The sequence below is a fragment of the Actinobacillus minor NM305 genome, assembly GCF_000175195.1.
In the GTDB taxonomy this organism is placed as follows: domain Bacteria; phylum Pseudomonadota; class Gammaproteobacteria; order Enterobacterales; family Pasteurellaceae; genus Haemophilus_A; species Haemophilus_A minor.
This window is the reverse complement of record NZ_ACQL01000087.1, coordinates 12,727-32,730: the sequence shown is the minus strand read 5'-3', so window position 1 is coordinate 32,730 and position 20,004 is coordinate 12,727. Positions and strand designations below refer to the sequence as shown.

Below are 20,004 nucleotides of genomic sequence, written 5' to 3'. Positions count from 1 at the left end.
AGCGGATAGATTTTAGGTATCTTTTGCAAAAAAGCCTTGTATAAAATACAAGGCTTAACAAAATTAAAGTGCTTGCTCAACAAAAGCAGCAAGTTGTGATTTTGGTAATGCACCAACTTGGGTTGCTACCACTTGGCCATTTTTGAAAAGAATTAATGTTGGGATTGAACGAATACCAAATTGCGCTGGGATTTGTTGGTTTTCATCCACGTTCACTTTGGCAATTTTAGCACGACCAGCAAATTCTTCTGAAAGTTCATCTAAAATTGGCGCAACCATACGGCAAGGACCACACCAAGGCGCCCAGAAATCTAATAATACAGGCACATCTGATTTTAAAACTTCTTGTTCGAATGTTGCATCAGTTACTTGTAAAGTCATAATTTTTCCTTATTTTGAGTAAATCGAAGTAAAAACGCCACCAGTAAAATCTCGTGGCGTTCGGTTGGGGTGTAAGATAAGGTTTAACTAAAACAATTTCAAGTCTATTTTCCCAATTACACCAATAAATCTATTCTTTATCTTCAGGTAAAACCAGGTTAAGAACTAAAGCTAAGATAGAACCTACGGTAATCCCTGAGCCAAAGACTTCTTTAAAGAATGAAGGCAGTTTATCAAGTAGCTCAGGTCTTGTTGTTACCGCTAAACCACAGCCAATTGAAATCGCAATAATTAAGCCGTTACGTTTAGAACGTTCCACTTTATCTAGCATTTGAATACCGGCTGCAATGATCATTGCAAACATCATTAAGCCCGTGCCCCCCAATACCGGGCTAGGAATGGAAACGATTAACGCACCTAACCAAGGGAAAATTCCAGCAAGCACTAATAATACGCCCATGACGGTAACAACATAGCGACTTGCCACACCGGTTAAAGAGATTACCCCAATATTTTGAGCAAAAGATGAAAATGGTGTCGTGGACATAATCGCCGCTAAAGCAGAACCTAAACCATCACAAAGTACACCGCCACGTAAATGTTTACCGGTAATTTCTGTTTGAGTTGCATTACCTAATGCTAAAAAGTTACCGCTTGATTCCACAATCGTTACCAAATAAGCAATAGACATGCCAATAATCCCTGAAATTGGGAAGGCTAAACCGAAATGCAATGGTTGAGGAATTGCCACTAAATCCGCATTTTTTACCGCATCAAAGTTAATCCAACCTAATGCTAATGCAACAACATAACCAACCATCATACCAATTACAATAGCCGCTGCCGAGAAAATCCCTTTACCCCATTGCACTAAAATGACCACTAAAATCAGCACGAAGGTTGCCATCGCAAGATTTGCCGGATCAGCATAATGTGGATCACCTTTTTGACCACCGGCAAACCAATCCACCGCAACGGGGATAAGACTTAGACCAATCATCATAACCACAACGCCGGTAACAACCGGTGGGAATAATTTACGCACATAAGGCATAAAAAAGCTACCGATAATCATCACAAGAGAGCCAACAAGCGAAGCTCCTAAAATACCGGCAACACCGTGTTCACTAAAACCAATGGCAAGTGCCGCAGCCACAAAAGTAAAACTTGTGCCCATTACGCTTGGTAAACGTAATCCAATCGGACCAATCCCTCGACATTGAATAATGGTAACAATCCCTGAAACCAATAACGCTGCATTGACCAAGACAATCGTATCTGGCGTTGGAAGTTTTAACACATTTCCGATAACAAGCGGAACAGCGATAATACCGCCTAATGCAGCCAAAAGGTGCTGAGCGGCTAAAAGAAGGGTTAAACCAAAAGGAGGTTTTGAATCAACAGGATAACGTAATTTTTGCATAAATGCCTCATCGTAAAAAAATTGAGGCGATTATACGGATTTCTTTGATTTTACGCAAACGTTTGCGAAGCAAATTGAAGAAAAAGGAAGCGGTTATTTTTATAAAACAATTTGCAAAAAATGAAGGGATTATGTAGAAATGGCACAACGTTTGGAATTTGTTTTTGTAGGGGCTAATTATATTAGCCCCAAGTAAACGGTGAATGAATTTAATGGGCAAATGTGATTTGCCCTATAATAATTTACGCTTCGGATTCTTCGAAGTCCTCTTCTTCATCCACATCGCAGATGCGCTCTAAACTCACAACGTGTTCATCATCAGCAGTGCGGATAATACGAACGCCTTGTGTGTTACGTCCGACTAAGCTCACTTCATTTACACGGGTGCGGACTAACGTGCCGGCATCGGTAATCAACATAATTTGGTCATTTTCTTCAACTTGAACAGCAGCAACTACTTTACCATTACGCTCATTCACTTTGATCGAGACAACCCCTTTTGTTGCACGTGATTTTACAGGGTATTCACTTAATGCCGTACGTTTTCCGTAACCATTTTGCGTTACCGTTAAAATTTCGCCTTGCGTATGTGGAATAACTAAAGAAACCACTTTATCAGTCGTTAAATTCACACTTGATGTTTCTTCTGTGTCTTCGTTTTCAACGGTCTCAATTTCAACATCTTCAACTTCATCTGAAATTTCTGTTGTTGCCAGTTTAATACCACGAACCCCTGTCGCAACACGTCCCATACCACGGACTTGTGTTTCGGCAAAACGAACAACTCGACCTTGTGCAGAGAAGAGCATAATCTCGCTCTCTCCGTTGGTAATATCTACACCAATCAACTCATCGCCTTCGCGAAGTTTTAACGCAATTAGACCGCTTGAACGAACGTTACTAAACGCATCTAATGAAACTTTTTTCACCGTGCCGCTTGCTGTTGCCATAAAGATGAATTTATCTGCACTAAATTCACCATTTGGAACCGGAAGAATTGCTGTAATACGTTCATTTTCCTCTTTAACAAGCGGTAAAATGTTCACGATTGGCGTACCACGTGCACCACGGCTTGCTTGTGGTAATTGATATACTTTTAATTGATATAAACGACCACGGCTTGAGAAACAAAGAATAGTATCGTGCGTATTTGCCACTAATAATTTCTCAATGAAATCATCTTCTTTCATCTTCGTTGCCGATTTACCTTTACCGCCACGGCGTTGAGCTTCGTAGTCTGATAACGGTTGATATTTCACATATCCGGCGTGAGAAAGTGTTACTACAACATCTTCTTGCGCAATTAAATCTTCGATATTGATGTCGCCCGATGCTGCCGTGATTTCTGTACGGCGCTCATCGCCAAATTCGGATTTCACGCGCTCTAACTCTTCACGGATAACTTCCATTAAGCGTTCCGGGCTAGTTAAAATGTGCAATAATTCTCCGATTTCCACCAATAACGCTTTGTATTCATCTACGATTTTTTCGTGTTCTAAACCGGTTAAACGGTGTAAACGTAATTCTAAAATGGCTCGAGCTTGTGCTTCAGATAAGAAGTATTTTCCATCACGTACACCTAATTCTTCCGGTAAATCTTCAGGACGAGATGCATCAACGCCTGCGGCTTCTAGCATTGGAGCAACGTTACCGAGCTCCCACGCACGAGCTAATAAACCTTCACGAGCTTCATCTGCCGTTTTAGATGCACGAATTAATTCAATCACAGGATCGATATTAGCTAATGCAATCGCTAAACCTTCTAAAATATGTGCACGCTCACGCGCTTTGCGTAACTCAAAAATGGTACGGCGTGTTACTACTTCACGGCGGTGTTTCACGAAGGCTTCTATAATCTGCTTGAGGTTCAATACTTTTGGCTGACCATTGTCTAATGCCACCATATTGATACCAAAAGTTACCTGCATTTGGGTAAGTGAATAAAGATGATTAAGTACCACTTCGGCTACTGCATCACGTTTCACTTCAATAACAATCGAGATACCTTTTTTATCCGAATAATCATCAATTTTACTGATACCTTCGATTTTCTTGTCTTTTACCAATTCCGCAATTTTTTCGATTAATTTTGCTTTATTAACTTGGTAAGGCAATTCAGTCACAACGATTTGCTCACGACCTTTATCAGTCGTTTCTACACTTGCTTTCGCACGAACATAAACTTTACCTCGCCCCGTGCGATAAGCTTCTTCAATCCCTTTACGTCCATTGATAATCGCCCCTGTAGGGAAATCAGGACCAGGGATATGACGCATTAGCTCTTCAATTGAAATTTGCTCATCTTCAATGTACGCCAAACAGCCATCTAATACTTCATTTAAGTTATGAGGCGGAATATTGGTAGCCATACCAACCGCAATACCTGATGAACCATTTACAAGCAATGCCGGAATTTTGGTTGGAAGAACATCAGGAATCATCTCCTTGCCATCATAGTTTGGCGAGTAATCCACGGTTTCTTTATCTAAATCCGTTAATAATTCCTGAGTAATTTTTTGCATACGTACTTCGGTATAACGCATTGCCGCCGGAGCATCACCATCAATCGAACCAAAGTTACCCTGCCCGTCCACTAACATATAACGAAGCGAAAATGGCTGCGCCATACGTACAATGGTGTCATATACTGCTGAATCGCCGTGAGGGTGGTATTTACCGATAACATCACCCACAACACGAGCAGATTTAACGTGAGGGCGGTTAAATGTATTGCTGTTTTGATCCATAGAAAACAGCACGCGACGATGTACAGGTTTTAAACCATCACGCACATCGGGAAGCGCACGTCCGACAATAACAGACATCGCATAGTCGAGATAAGACGTTTTCAGTTCGTCTTCAATACTGACGGGAGTAATATCTTTGGCTAATTCGCTCATTGAAATTTCCTAATCTCATTTATTAAAAAGAAAGCCTTACTAGCAAGGCAAAATTGTGCAAGATTATAGCATAAAAAGGGAGAAAAAGGGGAAAGAAGCACAGAGAAAGCAGAATATTCTTTAAAAAGAAAAGCGGTTTAATCACCTAAAAAGGAAAAGAAACCGCTTATTTTCTACATCATTTTATGCTTTTTGAATATTTGTCGAACGATAACAACAAAAATAATAAATCACTGCAGCTGATGTTACACACATTGCCATCGCATAAAGCATAGGCTTTTCACTTGTCACAGCAATTTGTGAAAGCAATGCTCCCACTAATGAACCAATCCCAAAACGAGCCACGCCTGCAACAGCATTTGCCGTTCCTGCCATTTGAGGATAACGATCCAGCACCGCTGCGGTCGCATTACTACCAATCGTTGAAAGCATACCTACATAAAACGGCACCCCGACAACCATTGCCCAGAATCCTAATCTAAAGGTTGCAACGATCGCAAGCCAAATACCTGCCAATAACATCATGGTTAAACCAATACGCAGCATTTTCTCTGACCCTAGTTTGGTTACTAACCGACCATTTAATACCGTCATAGAAAGCATTACGATCATATTCAGCATAAAGAAATAGCCAAAATATTCTTGCGACACACCATAAATACCGATATAGACTAACGAGCCGGATGTTAAGAAACAAAACATTCCAGCAAACGTTAAACCACCGACTAACACATAACCTAAAGTCGCTTTATGTGATAGTAAAGAAGCAAAGTTCTTTAATACTTGCCCGAATTTTAATGGTTGGCGTTTTTCCGTAGATAAGGTTTCCGGGATTTTCCACGAAACGAGAACGACACAAACAACGCCCATTGCCACGAGAGTGTAAAAAATGGAATGCCAATGAAAGTATTTGGCAATATAGCCCCCCATAATCGGAGCTAATAAGGGCGCTAACATCGAGATAATCATAATAACTGACATCATTTGTGCAAATCGGTTACGCTCAAATAAATCTCTAACTAAAGCCCCTAATACGACAGCAGGCGCAGCGCCACACAAGCCCTGGATCAATCTTAAAACATAAAAGGTTTCAATATTATCTACGTGAGTGAGGAAATAAGCTGCCACAGCAGCCCCCATCAAACCAATTAAAATAATCGGTTTTCGCCCAAAACTATCTGCTATTGGACCCCAAAACAATTGTCCTGTCGCAAAGCCAAAGGTAAAAACAGCGAGCGTAGTTTGCACTTTTTCTTGAGAAACATTAAGATCCCGTGCGATATCAAGGAATGAAGGTAAATACATATCAATAGCCAAAGGCGGCAACATAGCCATCATCCCGAGAATAATAAAAAAGCACGGATGTGGTTTTCTTTCAGTCATTAAAAACTCCCCATTTCATCTTCCGTTAAAGGGCGAAACTCCCCTTCTTGTAAATTTTCATCTAATACAACATCACCAATGCGCCAACGATGTAAGGCTTCAACTTTATTTCCCAATGCCGCAAACATCCGTTTAACCTGATGATATCGTCCTTCACTTATGGTTAAATTTACATTATAGTCATCTAGTACTTCCATTTTTGCCGGTAAACAAGGCTCTCGTTCGCCTCGTAATAAAATGCCTTCTTCAAATCGTTGAGCATAAAAATCCTCAACCGGATCAGCTAATGTCACTAAATATGTTTTTTCACAATGGTGTTTCGGCGAGGTAATACGATGAGACCATTTACCGTCATCGGTTAAAAGAACAAGCCCCGTAGTATCTACATCCAAACGCCCAGCTGTATGTAATTTAGTCATTAATGGATAGTCAAAAAATTGGAACACCGTTGGATATTCGCCATCATCGTGAGAGCAAACATAGCCTTGCGGTTTATACAACATAAAATACTGCCCTTCGTCCATCCATTCCAATAATTCGCCATCATAGCGAATTTCATCCTGAGCAGAAATTTTTACTGAACCACTTTTTTCAACCTTTTGATTTACGGTCACTAAACCGCTTTTCAATGCTTTTGCAGCTTGTGAACGCGTAAGTCCCGTATTTTCTGCAATAAATTTATCTAATCTCATTTTATTTTTCCTCTTATCGTCTTGTATCATTATACGCTTTTCACTTTACAAGCGGTCGTTTTTTCTTGGTTTTACGGCATTCTGTAACAGTTGAACAAAGAATCATTTAGCTCAAAGACCTTCGCTCCCTCCGTTTACGGAGGGAGCTGCCGAAGGCTGAGGGAGGGGAAATAATATATAATGAGTAAAGTTAAAGTATTTTCCCTCCCCCCTATCCCCCCTCCGTAAACGGAGGGGGAGAAATTAAATAAAATTTCGAGCAGCTGCAACATAATATCTGATTTTTATGCAAATTGTATCGGTTCAATAAATTCGCTTTGCAGATCAGCTAACGGTAACGATGATCCGTTCCACCCCCTTACTAATTGTACCTTCATTAAATGCAAGGTATCCAAGCCGGCAACGCTTTCAGGGGTATACTGTTTGGCAATACGAGCTAATTGACTTAATCCTAGACTGGATTCGATACTTGAGCTAATGACTACTTGCAAACCTTGCTGATGTGCTTGTTGAATGAGATCAATACATTTAGCCAAAGAGCCCACTAAGGTAGGTTTAATGACAATCGCATTTAAATAAGGTTCTTTTTTAACACAAAAATCAGCCTCTCTTACCGTTTCGTCCCAAGCAATCGCAATCCCTGTAAGTTGTGCAAACTGACGAGACAAGCTAGGCGTTTGGCAAGGCTCTTCAATAAATTGAATGCGGAAACGCAATGATTTTGCAATTTGTTGTGCAAATTCGACCGCTTGATCCTGTTGCCAAGCTCGATTAGCATCTAAGCGTAGCTGTAATTGAGGAAATTCAGTTAATAATCTATTTGCCAATAGCCCTTCTTGCTTAGCATCAAAACCAATCTTGATTTTAGCCAGAGATGAGCCTGTTTGCGCAAGTTTTTCCTTAAATGCTGCCATATTTCCATCACATAGCAAGGCGGATTCAAATGCCCCCTCTTCGTCTAAACTTCCCTCTAATTCTGCTAAAGCACAGCTCAATCCGAATGCTACCGAAGGATATAGCTCTTCCACATTTTGCGTAGGACTTTGACACCAGCGTTTTAACTGCTGCTCTGCCATTTCTAGCGTTTCGGTGCTAAAGGTCGGTAAAGGCGCAATTTCGCCAAATCCCATTTTTCCCGAACGTTCCAGTTGAATGATAAAACCTTGTCGCTCAACTAATGGCTGTTTTCGCAACACAACACCGGTTTGACAAGGAATTCGATAACGATAGAGCTTAATTTTATCTATGCTTTGCATTGAAAATGACCGCTAACTATGATGTAAGGTATCAAAAATCGTTTCCGCAAGGGAAGCTGAAATCCCAGGTACAGACTGGATTTCTTCTAAAGTCGCGGCTTTTACCCCTTGCATACCACCAAGATATTTCAGTAAAGCTTGGCGACGTTTAGCCCCAACTCCGGCGATTGACTCTAAACCGCTTTCGGTAAAGGCTTTTTGCCGTTTTTTGCGGTGTCCGCTAATGGCGTGGTTATGGGATTCATCACGGATGTGCTGAATTAAATGTAACGCAGGGCTGTCGGGGGGTAAGTGGATTTCCTTGTCCCATTTGCTGATCAGCAAGGTTTCTAGCCCTGCCTTGCGTTCTACGCCTTTTGCTACGCCGATAAGTAATGGTTTGGATTTATCCCATTCCACTTTGAGATTGGCAAAGGTTTCTAAGGCTCGGTTTAACTGTCCTTTTCCGCCGTCAATAAAGATAATATCGGGGATTTTTTCAGGCGGTAGCGGTTTATCGTAACGTTTGAGCAGAGCTTGTTCCATTGCGGCATAATCATCGCCCCCTGTAATACCTTCAATGTTAAAACGGCGATAGTCGGATTTTAACGGGCCATTTTCATCAAACACTACGCAAGAAGCGACCGTTTGTTCGCCCATCGTATGACTGATGTCGAAACATTCCATTCTTGCAATTTTTGGCAAAGAAAGCACCGCTTGCAAGGCTTCATAACGGGTTTGGATACGAGCATCTTGCTTGAGTTGCAAAGTCAGTGCCGCCATTGCGTTGGTTTTAGCAAGCGCAAGGTAACGGCTTTTTTCGCCTCGCACCTTGTCGGTAATACTCACTTTATGTCCTGCTTGTTCCGATAACACCTTTTCTAAGGCTTCCACTTCGCTCACGGGGTGATCGATAATAATTTGATGTGGAATGGTGCGATGTTGGTTCATCTGCAAATAGAATTGCCCGATAAAAGTGTCGCTCAATTCAGCGAGTTCGGTATGGTTCGGCACTTTTGGGAAATAGCTTCGGCTACCCAACACTTTCCCTTGTCGCACAAACAGAATATGCACGCAAGCGATACCGTGTTGATAGGCAATCGAAATAATATCGAGATCGTCTAGACGTTCATTCGATACAAATTGCTTTTCAGTGACCGCTCGCACCTGCTGAATTTGATCTCGAAAACGAGCGGCAGCTTCAAAATCCAGATCTTCCGCTGCTTTTTCCATTTTGCTAATCAAATGTTCGATCACTTGCTGATCTTTGCCTTGTAAAAACAAGCGAACATACTCCACCTGTTGATCGTACTCTCGTTGGGAATAAATGCCTTCCACGCAAGGGGCAAGGCAACGCCCGATTTGATATTGTAAACAAGGGCGAGAACGGTTTTTGTAGTAGCTGTCTTCACACTGGCGGATCGGAAACAGTTTTTGTAGCAGATTTAAGGTTTCCCGCACCGCCCCTGCATTTGGGTAAGGCCCAAAATATTCCCCTGCAATTTTTTTGCTTCCCCGAAAGCTGGCTAAACGTGGATGCTGGTGTTTGGTGAGCAAAATATAAGGGTAAGATTTATCATCACGTAGCAACACATTATATTTCGGCTGATTTTCCTTAATGTAATTGTGTTCCAACAGTAAGGCTTCGGTTTCCGAATGGGTAATGGTGGTATCAATATGAGCAATTTGCGATACCAAGGCTTCAGTTTTTCGGCTGGCAAGAGTGCTACGAAAATAGCTCGACAGACGTTTTTTTAAATCTTTTGCTTTGCCGACATAGATAATCGTGCCTTTATCGTCATACATACGATAAACACCGGGGTTATGTGGTGTATCCGCAAGGAATTGTTTGGAATCGAATTTTGACATAGGGTTGTAGGGAGATATTAAGAATTTTTGCAACATTATGTAATACTTATACAAACATTCAATTTTGTTCGTAGGGGTGGGGTTTATCCCCACCCGTAAAACCAATATTCGGGCGAGGATCCCCCCCCCTACACAAATTTTCTTAAAATTGGCTTTTGTGCAACTACATAATATCGAATTATTAGGATTTTAATAAACTGCCTTTTGAGGCCTGTAGATATTGCAACATCGACCAAATGGTTAAAATAGCTGCGATGTAAAGTAAGATAAATGCAAGAATTTCCATAAATTCACTTTGTCGCCATAGCATACCGCCTAATGCCAACATTTGAGCTGTTGTTTTCACTTTCCCCCAAATAGAAACGGCAACGCTCGCTCTTTCACCAATTTCAGCCATCCACTCTCTTAATGCTGAAATAATAATTTCTCGCCCGATCATAATGCTTACCGGAATGGTAATCCACCACGTGTGGTAATACTCGACCACGCAAACAAAAGCTGCTGCAACAAGTACTTTATCGGCAACCGGATCTAAAAATGCGCCCAATCTTGTGGTTTGATTCCACTTACGGGCTAAATAGCCATCAAATAAATCGGTAATAGAAGCAATAAAAAAAATCAGAGTCGAGATTTCTGGTGCATAAGGGGTTGGCAGATAAAATGCAACGACAAAAAGCGGAATCAGAGCGACCCGAAATAAAGTTAAATAAGTTGGAAAATTCAGTTTCATTGTTGTGGCTTGCAGAAAGAAAATTTATGAGAAGAGTTTATCACATTTTGAACTGATTTTTCGATTGACTTTACGTGAAATTACAGATAATTTTGCACTTGATTTATGGTTTTTCGCCCATAAATAGCAAATGAATTTTTGACTTTCCGTTTCTTAGGAGAATATATGGAAAATCGTTTAACACAGGGCTATGCTCGTCGTGAATCTTTAATTAGCACACATAAAGTGTTGCGTAACACCTATCTTCTATTAGGTATGACTCTCACTTTCTCTGCTGTAGTAGCTTTTATTGCAATGACAATGAATGCACCAGCACTACCTTGGTGGGGATTATTAGTGGGTTTTTATGGCTTATTATTTTTAACTAATGCAACAGCAAATAGCGGTGCTGGTATTTTAAGCGTATTTGCTTTAACAGGTTTCTTAGGCTACACCCTTGGTCCTATTTTAAATCGTTATTTAGGTGCTGGCTTAGGCGATGCCGTAGCACTTGCATTAGGTGCAACCGCATTAGTATTCTTTGCTTGCTCAGCTTATGTATTAACCACGAAAAAAGATATGTCTTTTTTAGGTGGTATGATGATGGCATTATTTGTTGTGCTTTTAGTTGGTATTATCGCTAATATCTTCCTTGCAATGCCAGCGCTAAGTTTAGCGATGAGCGCATTATTTGTTATCTTCTCAAGTGGTGCAATTCTATTGGCAACCAGCAATATTATTCACGGTGGCGAAACTAACTATATTCGTGCAACTGTAGACTTATACGTATCTATCTACAACCTCTTTGTAAGCTTCTTACAAATCTTTGGTGTATTAGGTAGTGACGACTAATTCTTAAATTTTTGGGAGTGCCACTTGCTGTGGCACTTTTTATTTTATGCATACCATTGAATTAAACCAAAATAGCTACCCAACGGATGAAAGCGGTTATCTTAAAAATCTTGATGACTGGTCAGTTGAATTAGCTGAAAAAATTGCCGAAAAAGAGCAAATTCAATTAACAGAAGAACATTGGGAAATTATCTGGTTAGTCCGAGATTTCTATCAAGAGTACAAAACTTCGCCGGCAATTCGAATGCTGGTTAAAGCAATGTCGCAAAGATTTGGCGAAGAAAAAGGCAATAGCCGTTACTTACAACGACTGTTTCCTGATGGACCGGCTAAACAAGCTACGAAAATTGCTGGATTACCCAAACCGGCTAAATGTTTGTAAATCACGTTGAAAAAATGACCGCTTGGAGATGAAGCGGTTATTTTTTTGAATTTATCAACGATATTCCTTGTTTTTTTGATCATTTTTGTCTAAATTCTTTAAGTTATTTTGTTTTTTATAAAAGGCTAAAAAATGAACCAATTAGATTTAATTAAATCGTCTATCAAATCTATTCCTAACTATCCAAAAGAAGGCATTATTTTCCGTGATATCACTTCATTACTTGAAGTACCTGCAGCATTCCAAGCGACCATTGATGCGATTGTGGCAGAATTTAAAGATAAAGGAATTACCAAAATTGTTGGCACAGAATCTCGTGGCTTTATTTTTGGTGCGCCAGTGGCTTTAGCGTTAGGTGTGCCTTTTGTATTGGTTCGTAAGCCGAAAAAACTCCCTCGTGAAGTGATTTCGCAATCTTACGCTTTAGAATATGGCGAAGATACATTAGAAATTCACACCGACTCAATCAATACACAAGATAATGTGTTAATGATTGATGACTTATTAGCAACCGGCGGCACTATTGATGCCACTGCAAAACTCATTCGCCGTTTAGGTGGTAAAGTAGAACACGCTGCTTTCGTGATTTGGTTACCTGATTTAGGCGGTAAAGAACGCTTAGAGCAAGAAGGCATCAAATCTTTCACACTTGTGAGCTTTGAAGGTCATTAATTTCCCCAAATATGAGTTATCAAGTTTTAGCCCGTAAATGGCGCCCACAACGTTTTTCTGAAGTTGTTGGACAGCAACACGTTTTATCTGCCCTCGAAAATGGTTTACGAGAAGGCAGACTTCATCACGCCTATCTTTTTTCAGGTACTCGTGGTGTTGGTAAAACCTCTATTGCCCGTTTATTTGCCAAAGGGCTAAACTGCGAAACCGGTATTACGGCTACGCCTTGCGGAGAATGTGCTAACTGTAAAGCCATTGAAGAAGGGCGTTTTATTGATCTGATTGAGATTGATGCGGCTTCACGTACCAAAGTTGAAGATACCCGTGAATTATTGGATAACGTTCAATACAAACCTACAGTTGGACGCTTTAAGGTTTACCTGATTGACGAAGTGCATATGCTCTCTCGTCATAGCTTCAATGCGTTATTAAAAACCCTTGAAGAACCTCCTGAATACGTCAAGTTTTTGCTGGCAACCACTGACCCACAAAAATTACCGATTACAATCCTCTCTCGCTGTATGCAATTTCATTTGCGTGCGCTCGATCAAACGCAAATTGCTCATCATTTAGAATTCATTTTAAAAGCAGAGCAAATTCCCTATGAAACTGCGGCTATCGAAAAATTAGCGAAAGCGGCTGAAGGCAGTATTCGGGATTCATTAAGTTTAACGGATCAAGCTATTGCGGTTACTAATGCCAATGTAACGCTTTCTGCGGTCAGCCAAATGCTTGGGTTAATTGATGATCATCAGCCTCTTGAACTAATTATGGCACTAGCCAATGCTGATGGCGAAAAAGTCATGGCAGTTATCCAAAATGTAGCCGAGAAAGGGGTTGATTGGAACCAACTCCTTAATGATGTTGCAGAAGTGCTACATCAAATTGCTATGTTACAATTGGTCAAATCTGCCGAGCAAGAAGAGAGTGCAATCCATTTTCTTGCCAAACAAATGGCACCGGAGGATATCCAATTCTTCTACCAAGTAATTTTGATGGGTAAAAAAGAACTTCCTCTCGCCCCTGAACAGCGTTCAGGTGTTGAGATGACGTTCTTGCGTGCATTGGCTTTCCACCCTAAGCGTACAGAAGCCATTAACCTGAATGTTGCACCTCAGCAAACTCAAAACAGCGTTGCGCCACAACAAATTGTTCAACAACCGACACGTACTGCACAGGATAATATTGCTCAATTACGTGAGCGTTTAGCGAAAGAGTCTTCGTCAACACAAGCGGTTCAAAATAATGAACATTTTGCAAAAGTATCGCAAAATGCGACCGCTTATTCACCAAATGTGAATGCACCAACTTCAACTGAAACACCAACACAAGGTGTTTCAGCGGCATTGGTTGCAATGCAAGCTCGTAAACAGCTACAAGAAACGCAAGCTCAGCTCGATCAAACAGAAAAAAAAAAGCCTGAGTTAGTTATCCCTAAGCCAATCAATACGAATAAGCAACCGGCTAATCTTCAAGAACGTTTTATGAATTTAGCGGTTGCACAACAGCAACAAACAACACGTGAAAAAACGGTCACTAAACCGGTTGCAACTGCTAAACCAACAAACGATGAAGATTATCGTTGGACCTGGCTCAATCCCGAATTAGAAAATCAAGACGAAAGTGCCAAACCTTCTGATATCAAACGAGCGATCTTACAAGAAAGAACGCCTGAGCTGGTTGAAAAAACAATCTCACTCTCTTGTGAACAAGATAAATGGTGTAAATTAGTCAATGAATTAGCATTAGGCGGATTATCTCGTCAGCTTGCCTTAAATAGCTATTTAAGTGATACCCAAAATAACGAATTACATTTAGTACTCAAACCGGCTATGGCACATTTAGACAATCTGGAATCTCGTCAAAGCCTTGCAACAGCATTATTAGAAAAGGGCTTTACTTATCAATTAACGCTTGGCGAAAGTGCTGAAAACAAAACGCCCCTTGAAATTCGCCGAGCTATCTTTGAACAATTAACCGTAGATGCTAAAAATGCGCTTTTTTCAGATGAAAAGCTAATGTTACTCAGACAAGCATTTGATGCTGAAATCGATGAATCTACCATTCGTGCCGTTGCTAATCCAAAGGCACATACAAAAACAAAGTAAAGCTATGTATGCATTAGAAATCCAAAATTTGGTAAAGACTTACCCGACTGGTGTTCAGGCAGTAAAAGGCATTGATCTTATCGTTGAACAAGGCGATTTTTATGCGCTCCTCGGACATAATGGCGCAGGGAAATCAACGACTATCGGTATTATTAGCTCCTTAGTGAATAAAACCAGCGGTACGGTCAAGGTTTTTGGCTACGACCTAGATAACCAAAAAGTGCAATTAAAGCAACAAATTGGCTTAGTTCCTCAAGAGTTTAATTTTAACCAGTTTGAGAAAGTAATTGATGTACTCACTCAACAAGCCGGCTTCTATGGTATTCCACTAAAAGAAGCCTTAGTTTATGCTGAAAAATGGCTGAAAAAGCTCGATTTGTGGGAAAAACGTCATCATCTTACCCGTGAACTTTCCGGTGGTATGAAAAGACGTGTGATGATTGCCAGAGCATTAATGCACCAACCGAAACTCCTCATACTAGATGAACCAACAGCAGGGGTTGATATTGAACTTCGCCGTTCGCTTTGGGATTTTCTCCGAGAACTCAATCAACAAGGCACAACCATTATTCTGACGACCCATTATTTGGAAGAAGCGGAAAATTTATGCCGTAATATCGGCATTATTCAAAATGGAAAACTCATTGAAAATACTTCGATGAAAACCCTGCTCTCTAAATTGGAAACTGAAACTTTTGTGCTGGATTTGCAACATTCAGAGAAAAATCAACCGCTTGTCATTGAGCATTATCAATATCAATGGTTAGATGAAAATACAATTGAAGTTGAAGTCAAACGTAAACAAGGTTTAACTAATCTCTTCCAACAGCTGGCTCGGCATAACATTGAAGTGTTGAGCATGCGGAATAAATCCAACCGCTTGGAAGAGCTTTTTATGAAAATGGCAAACTAATATGAATTTAACAGGCTTTTTAACCCTTGCAACCAAAGAATCTCGCCGAGTACTACGTATTTGGAAGCAAACGCTCGTCCCTCCAATTATTACAACCACACTCTATTTTTTGATTTTTGGGAAATTGATTGGTGGGCGAATCGGCGATATGCACGGCGTCAGCTATATGCAATTTATCGCGCCCGGTTTAGTGATGATGACAGCAATTACAGCTTCTTACGTTAATACCGCGTCCTCTTTCTTTTTAGGCAAATTTACCAAAACCTACGAAGAATTACTCGTTTCGCCGCTTTCTAGCCACGATATTATTTGGGGATATGTTGCTGGGAGCATAATGCGTGGCGGCTTGGCTGGTATTCTCGTGATGTTAGTTGCTCTTTGTTTTGTGTCATTTGATATTCATTCTTGGGCAATTATTCTGATTACCTTATTACTCACAACAATCAGCTTTGCTTTAGGCGGCTTAATCAATGCAATTTTTGCGAAATCTTTTGATGATGTAGGGTTAATTCCAACCTTTGTACTGACTCCCCTAACTTATTTAGGTGGTGTGTTTTATTCGATTTCGCTCTTACCTGAATTTTGGCAACAGGTATCTAAATTCAATCCGATTGTCTATATGATCAATGGCTTTCGCTATGGTTTTTTAGGGATTAGTGATGTCCCTGTCATTTATACATTTATCGTATTGGGTTGTTTTACAATTGTGTTATACTGGATTGCCTTCTCACTGATCGAGAAGGGGGTAGGATTACGTTCCTAATTTCATTGCCACGGATTGCACGAGAGAGATTTTGCCAAATTAGGAATTATCTTACCCGTTGTTCTCTCGTGCCAATTTTTAAGGAACTTAATATGAAAAAAACATTAACCACACTTGCTTTGACAAGTGCTTTTGCCTTACTTTCAACAACCGTTTCTGCAGAAAATATTACCGTATTCGCTGCGGCTTCTATGACTAATGTTTTGCAAGAAATCAATAAAGATTTCGAACAAAAATACCCTCAAGATAAGGTAACCTTCTCTTTTGCGTCTTCCTCTGTTTTGGCCAAACAAATTGAACAAGATGCACCTGCCGATGTTTTTATTTCCGCCGATACGAAGTGGATGGACTACGTTAAAGAGAAACAACCAACTAAAACCCAAAATATTGAAATGTTAGTCAAAAATGATCTTGTGCTTATTGCGCCTATTTCTAGCAAAATTCAAGCCGAGAACATTCAATCTGTAAATTTCAGCAAAGAATTAGCTGACAGCTATCTTTCTGTAGGCGATCCGGATCACGTTCCAGCGGGTAAATATGCGAAAAAAGCGCTTGAATACTACAACGTATGGGGCGATGTTGAAAACAAACTGGCTCGAGCTAAAAATGTGCGAGATGCATTATCCTTTGTTGAACGCAATGAAGCACCTCTAGGGATTGTTTATTCTACGGATGCGAAGGTCTCAGCAGATAAAGTAAAAATTGTGGCGGTATTCCCTCAAGAGAGCTATGGCGAAGTGGTTTACCCAGCAGCAACGACAAGCAGCAAGCCCGAAGCGAAGAAATTTTTAGATTTCTTAAAAACCCCTGAAGCTAAAGCAAAATTTGAAGCAGCGGGTTTCTATCCTGTTCAATAATCTCAACAAATACAAGCGGTCGTAATCTTAAAATATTTTACGACCGCTTGCTCTTGGTTTTCTGATGATGATATTTTCACAACAAGAACTTGATGCCATTTTTTTGAGTTTAAAAGTCGCCTCTATTGCGATTATCTTAGCCTTACCTTTAGCAATCTGGATTGCTTGGATTCTCTCCCGTAAAAATTTCTGGGGAAAAAGTTTACTCAATGGCATTGTACATTTACCTTTGGTGCTTCCTCCCGTTGTTATTGGGTATTTGCTTCTAATCTCAATGGCAAAACGAGGCGTTATTGGGCGATACCTATGGGAGTGGTTTCACTTTTCGTTTAGCTTTTCTTGGAAAGGGGCGGTATTAGCCTCAATGGTCATGGCATTTCCGCTAATGGTTCGCTCTATCCGTCTAGCCTTTGATGCTATTGATCCTAAGTTGGAACAAGCAGCCAGAACGTTAGGTGCCACACCGATTAAGGTCTTTTTTACCCTCAATCTTCCTCTTTCATTTTCAGGTATTATTGCCGGTGCGGTGTTAGGTTTTGCCCGTTCACTCGGAGAATTTGGTGCAACAATAACCTTTGTCTCCAATATACCAAATCAAACCCAAACTATTCCGGCTGCACTATTTACCTTTATCGAAACACCAAACGGTGAACTCGCCGCCGCACGTCTTTGTGCTGTTGCTATTGCAATTTCGCTATTGGCACTCTTTCTTTCCGAATGGTTGGCTGAACGCCAGAAAAAATATGTAAAAATCAGCTAAAAAAAGACCGCTTGTCATTCTGCTCTCCCCTCCACAAGCGGTCTTTTTTATCACTTTTCTAACTAATCTTCGCCCCAAATTTCTTTGGCAATTTCTTCCACATGGCGTACTTTTGCCCATTGTTGGGCTTCAGTCATAATATTGCCTTCTTCGGTAGAAGCAAAACCACACTGTGGGCTTAAGCAGAGTTGTTCTAATGGCACATATTTTGCCGCTTCCAGAATTCGGGCTTTAATTTGCTCTTTATCTTCAAGTTCAGGGAATTTAGAACTGATTAAGCCTAACACAACACGCCCTTTGTTATTGGCAAAATGCTTGAGGGGTTCAAAACCGCCAGAACGTTCATCATCATATTCAAGGAAATAACCATCATAATTGGTTTGAGCAAATAATCCATCGGCAATAGGATCGTAAGCCCCGCTTAAAAGATAAGAAGATTTATAGTTACCACGACAAACGTGGGTAGTAATGGTTAAATCTGCCGGTTTATCGGCTAAAATAGCTTGAATGTTTGCCACCGCTTGTGCTTTATCGGCTTCAAAGGTCGGTTGCTGATAATTGTTGCAAAGCGATCCCCAATAAACATCGTCAATTTGTAAATAACGGCAACCGGCTTCATAGAACGCTTTAATTGCCTCTTTATAAGCCTGTTGCACATCTTTGGCAAATTCTTCACGTGTTGCATAAACACCAGTATCCCATTGAATTGGATACATCAGCTGGTTTGGACTTGGAATAGTAAATTTCGCCACTGCTCGCCCGGCTACAATCCCATTAAACTTTTTAAAATGTGCAATAAAAGGGTGATTTGGATTCCAAGAAACTTTACCACAACAACGGGTATTATAAGGACGAACTTCTACGCCTTTAAACGCATAGGCTTTTTCCGGCACATAACCTTCAATGCCATTTAAATTTTCTAAGAAATCAATATGCCACCAAGAGCGATGAAATTCGCCATCGGTTACCACCTGAATTCCGGCGGCTAATTGTGCTTCAACCAGATTTTTAACTTCTTGCTCGACAATTTCATCACGAGCTTCTAATGAAATTTTACCTGCTTTATAGTCTGCATGAGCCTGTTTCCAAGCATCTGTACGTAAATATGATCCAACGGTATCTGCGTGTAAAGGTAATGTTTTAGCCATTTTATTCTCCTTGTTATTGATTTAATTTTGTTGTCTTTAATCCTAAGAGAATCTTTCCACTTCGGCAATAAAAAGGCTATATTTACCCGCTGAATTATTTTCCTTTTTAATATGAATGGATTTCATACACCTACAAATCAAGAGGCTTGTTGTATTGATATCTGATTATTGAGTGCCTGATTTATCCATTATGTTAGAATATCCATATAAATATTTATTAGATGTTCTATTAATTTCTGGTAAAAGTATAATATATACTTCTACATAAATTTTATTAAAAATCAGCCTCCGCACTAAACGTCATCAATTCCCCTGTTATCGGGTGGGTAATGGTTAGACTTTCCGCATGTAAACACAAACGAGATGCTAGGCTTTTCGCTAATGGGTTCGCATAAAATTTATCGCCAAGAATCGGGTGTCCTAATGCTAGTGAATGAACCCTTAGCTGATGAGAGCGTCCAGTAATGGGCGTTAATTTAACTCGTGTTGTATTATTCGGTAAATGCGCCAACACTTCATAATGTGTTACCGCTTTTTTACCTCGTTCATAGCAGATTTTTTGACGAGGACGATTTTCCCAATCACAAATTAGAGGAAAATTCATCACGCCCTTATCCCCTACTCGCTCGCCTAATTTACCCCAAAGTAACGCAATATAGTGTTTCTTCGGCTCACGCTCTCGGAACTGGCGTTTTAACTCTTTTTCTGCCACTTTGCTTAATGCGAACAATAAAATACCGCTTGTAGCCATATCTAAACGATGAGCCGGTTCGGTAAAGCCATATTTTTGCTGAACCCGTGTCATTGCGCTGTCATAGTATTCAGGGCGATTCCCTGGAACAGAGAGCAATCCGCTCGGTTTGTTGATGACCAAAATATGGTTATCTCGGTAAACCTCATCTAAAAAAGGTTCTAAAGGTGGATGATATTCAATAAGTGCCATATATTTCCGAAATC

18 protein-coding genes are annotated in these 20,004 nt (G+C 40.4%); 8 read left to right on the top strand and 10 right to left on the bottom strand.

All coding sequences use genetic code 11. The annotated features are described in order from the left end of the window. Positions 1-63 precede the first annotated feature (63 nt). From trxA to pgsA, 8 genes are all read right to left on the bottom strand, one after another. Positions 64-381 (bottom strand): thioredoxin, encoded by a 318-nt coding sequence (gene trxA / locus AM305_RS05135; RefSeq protein WP_005820842.1) that lies wholly within the window; start codon positions 379-381, stop codon positions 64-66. A gap of 130 nt (positions 382-511) precedes the next feature. Continuing rightward, positions 512-1,804, bottom strand: coding sequence for a nucleobase:cation symporter-2 family protein (locus tag AM305_RS05130; RefSeq protein WP_005823713.1), 1,293 nt, complete (start codon positions 1,802-1,804; stop codon positions 512-514). A 242-nt stretch (positions 1,805-2,046) separates the two neighbouring features. Next, complete coding sequence (gene gyrA / locus AM305_RS05125; RefSeq protein WP_005823710.1) at positions 2,047-4,704, bottom strand: DNA topoisomerase (ATP-hydrolyzing) subunit A; 2,658 nt, start codon at positions 4,702-4,704, stop codon at positions 2,047-2,049. A gap of 183 nt (positions 4,705-4,887) precedes the next feature. Continuing rightward, a complete protein-coding gene (locus AM305_RS05120) occupies positions 4,888-6,087 on the bottom strand; it encodes a Bcr/CflA family multidrug efflux MFS transporter (RefSeq protein WP_005823708.1) in 1,200 nt (399 codons plus the stop codon). Beyond that, entirely contained in the window at positions 6,087-6,779 is a 693-nt protein-coding gene (rsuA, locus tag AM305_RS05115; RefSeq protein ID WP_005823707.1) for a 16S rRNA pseudouridine(516) synthase RsuA, read from the bottom strand. Before rsuA ends, AM305_RS05120 begins: the two co-directional genes overlap by 1 nt. Positions 6,780-7,063: 284 nt before the next feature. Then, positions 7,064-8,035: an o-succinylbenzoate synthase gene (gene menC, locus AM305_RS05110; RefSeq protein WP_005823706.1), complete on the bottom strand. Its 972-nt coding sequence runs from the start codon at positions 8,033-8,035 to the stop codon at positions 7,064-7,066. Positions 8,036-8,047: 12 nt separating this feature from the next. Beyond that, positions 8,048-9,883: an excinuclease ABC subunit UvrC gene (gene uvrC / locus AM305_RS05105; RefSeq protein WP_035293992.1), complete on the bottom strand. Its 1,836-nt coding sequence runs from the start codon at positions 9,881-9,883 to the stop codon at positions 8,048-8,050. A 181-nt stretch (positions 9,884-10,064) separates the two neighbouring features. Continuing rightward, positions 10,065-10,613 (bottom strand): CDP-diacylglycerol--glycerol-3-phosphate 3-phosphatidyltransferase, encoded by a 549-nt coding sequence (gene pgsA, locus AM305_RS05100; RefSeq protein WP_005820829.1) that lies wholly within the window; start codon positions 10,611-10,613, stop codon positions 10,065-10,067. A gap of 165 nt (positions 10,614-10,778) precedes the next feature. Here pgsA and AM305_RS05095 point away from each other — a divergent pair, with 165 nt between their 5' ends. The 8 genes from AM305_RS05095 (at position 10,779) to modB (ending at position 17,899) form a co-directional block, all read left to right on the top strand. Next, positions 10,779-11,444, top strand: coding sequence for a Bax inhibitor-1 family protein (locus tag AM305_RS05095; RefSeq protein ID WP_005823702.1), 666 nt, complete (start codon positions 10,779-10,781; stop codon positions 11,442-11,444). 46 nt (positions 11,445-11,490) lie between these two features. Then, positions 11,491-11,826: a TusE/DsrC/DsvC family sulfur relay protein gene (locus AM305_RS05090; RefSeq protein WP_005823700.1), complete on the top strand. Its 336-nt coding sequence runs from the start codon at positions 11,491-11,493 to the stop codon at positions 11,824-11,826. A gap of 132 nt (positions 11,827-11,958) precedes the next feature. Then, positions 11,959-12,498 (top strand): adenine phosphoribosyltransferase, encoded by a 540-nt coding sequence (gene apt, locus AM305_RS05085; RefSeq protein WP_005823699.1) that lies wholly within the window; start codon positions 11,959-11,961, stop codon positions 12,496-12,498. 11 nt (positions 12,499-12,509) lie between these two features. Beyond that, positions 12,510-14,606 carry a DNA polymerase III subunit gamma/tau gene (dnaX, locus tag AM305_RS05080; RefSeq protein WP_005823697.1) on the top strand — a complete coding sequence of 699 codons (2,097 nt, stop codon included), beginning with the start codon at positions 12,510-12,512 and terminating at the stop codon, positions 14,604-14,606. A 4-nt stretch (positions 14,607-14,610) separates the two neighbouring features. Further along, entirely contained in the window at positions 14,611-15,519 is a 909-nt protein-coding gene (locus AM305_RS05075) for an ABC transporter ATP-binding protein (protein ID WP_005823695.1), read from the top strand. A gap of 1 nt (position 15,520) precedes the next feature. After that, the gene (locus AM305_RS05070; RefSeq protein ID WP_005823692.1) at positions 15,521-16,282 is read left to right on the top strand and encodes an ABC transporter permease; all 762 of its coding nucleotides are present in this window, start codon (positions 15,521-15,523) and stop codon (positions 16,280-16,282) included. Positions 16,283-16,374: 92 nt separating this feature from the next. Next, the gene (gene modA / locus AM305_RS05065; RefSeq protein WP_005823690.1) at positions 16,375-17,139 is read left to right on the top strand and encodes a molybdate ABC transporter substrate-binding protein; all 765 of its coding nucleotides are present in this window, start codon (positions 16,375-16,377) and stop codon (positions 17,137-17,139) included. A 64-nt stretch (positions 17,140-17,203) separates the two neighbouring features. Further along, positions 17,204-17,899, top strand: a complete 696-nt coding sequence (modB, locus tag AM305_RS05060) for a molybdate ABC transporter permease subunit (RefSeq protein ID WP_035293990.1) — start codon at positions 17,204-17,206, stop codon at positions 17,897-17,899. 62 nt (positions 17,900-17,961) lie between these two features. Here modB and AM305_RS05055 read toward each other — a convergent pair whose 3' ends face one another. Both AM305_RS05055 and rluA read right to left on the bottom strand, forming a co-directional pair. Beyond that, a complete protein-coding gene (locus tag AM305_RS05055) occupies positions 17,962-19,047 on the bottom strand; it encodes a 5-methyltetrahydropteroyltriglutamate--homocysteine S-methyltransferase (protein ID WP_005823686.1) in 1,086 nt (361 codons plus the stop codon). A gap of 274 nt (positions 19,048-19,321) precedes the next feature. Beyond that, positions 19,322-19,990: a bifunctional tRNA pseudouridine(32) synthase/23S rRNA pseudouridine(746) synthase RluA gene (gene rluA, locus AM305_RS05050; protein WP_005823684.1), complete on the bottom strand. Its 669-nt coding sequence runs from the start codon at positions 19,988-19,990 to the stop codon at positions 19,322-19,324. Positions 19,991-20,004: the final 14 nt, after the last annotated feature.

What these genes read in the sequence shown, in the direction of transcription:
- trxA (WP_005820842.1), bottom strand. Translation starts at nt 381, where the DNA reads ATGACTTTACAAGTAACTGATGCAACATTCGAACAAGAAGTTTTAAAA.
- AM305_RS05130 (WP_005823713.1), bottom strand. Translation starts at nt 1,804, where the DNA reads ATGCAAAAATTACGTTATCCTGTTGATTCAAAACCTCCTTTTGGTTTA.
- gyrA (WP_005823710.1), bottom strand. Translation starts at nt 4,704, where the DNA reads ATGAGCGAATTAGCCAAAGATATTACTCCCGTCAGTATTGAAGACGAA.
- AM305_RS05120 (WP_005823708.1), bottom strand. Translation starts at nt 6,087, where the DNA reads ATGACTGAAAGAAAACCACATCCGTGCTTTTTTATTATTCTCGGGATG.
- rsuA (WP_005823707.1), bottom strand. Translation starts at nt 6,779, where the DNA reads ATGAGATTAGATAAATTTATTGCAGAAAATACGGGACTTACGCGTTCA.
- menC (WP_005823706.1), bottom strand. Translation starts at nt 8,035, where the DNA reads ATGCAAAGCATAGATAAAATTAAGCTCTATCGTTATCGAATTCCTTGT.
- uvrC (WP_035293992.1), bottom strand. Translation starts at nt 9,883, where the DNA reads ATGTCAAAATTCGATTCCAAACAATTCCTTGCGGATACACCACATAAC.
- pgsA (WP_005820829.1), bottom strand. Translation starts at nt 10,613, where the DNA reads ATGAAACTGAATTTTCCAACTTATTTAACTTTATTTCGGGTCGCTCTG.
- AM305_RS05095 (WP_005823702.1), top strand. Translation starts at nt 10,779, where the DNA reads ATGGAAAATCGTTTAACACAGGGCTATGCTCGTCGTGAATCTTTAATT.
- AM305_RS05090 (WP_005823700.1), top strand. Translation starts at nt 11,491, where the DNA reads ATGCATACCATTGAATTAAACCAAAATAGCTACCCAACGGATGAAAGC.
- apt (WP_005823699.1), top strand. Translation starts at nt 11,959, where the DNA reads ATGAACCAATTAGATTTAATTAAATCGTCTATCAAATCTATTCCTAAC.
- dnaX (WP_005823697.1), top strand. Translation starts at nt 12,510, where the DNA reads ATGAGTTATCAAGTTTTAGCCCGTAAATGGCGCCCACAACGTTTTTCT.
- AM305_RS05075 (WP_005823695.1), top strand. Translation starts at nt 14,611, where the DNA reads ATGTATGCATTAGAAATCCAAAATTTGGTAAAGACTTACCCGACTGGT.
- AM305_RS05070 (WP_005823692.1), top strand. Translation starts at nt 15,521, where the DNA reads ATGAATTTAACAGGCTTTTTAACCCTTGCAACCAAAGAATCTCGCCGA.
- modA (WP_005823690.1), top strand. Translation starts at nt 16,375, where the DNA reads ATGAAAAAAACATTAACCACACTTGCTTTGACAAGTGCTTTTGCCTTA.
- modB (WP_035293990.1), top strand. Translation starts at nt 17,204, where the DNA reads ATGATGATATTTTCACAACAAGAACTTGATGCCATTTTTTTGAGTTTA.
- AM305_RS05055 (WP_005823686.1), bottom strand. Translation starts at nt 19,047, where the DNA reads ATGGCTAAAACATTACCTTTACACGCAGATACCGTTGGATCATATTTA.
- rluA (WP_005823684.1), bottom strand. Translation starts at nt 19,990, where the DNA reads ATGGCACTTATTGAATATCATCCACCTTTAGAACCTTTTTTAGATGAG.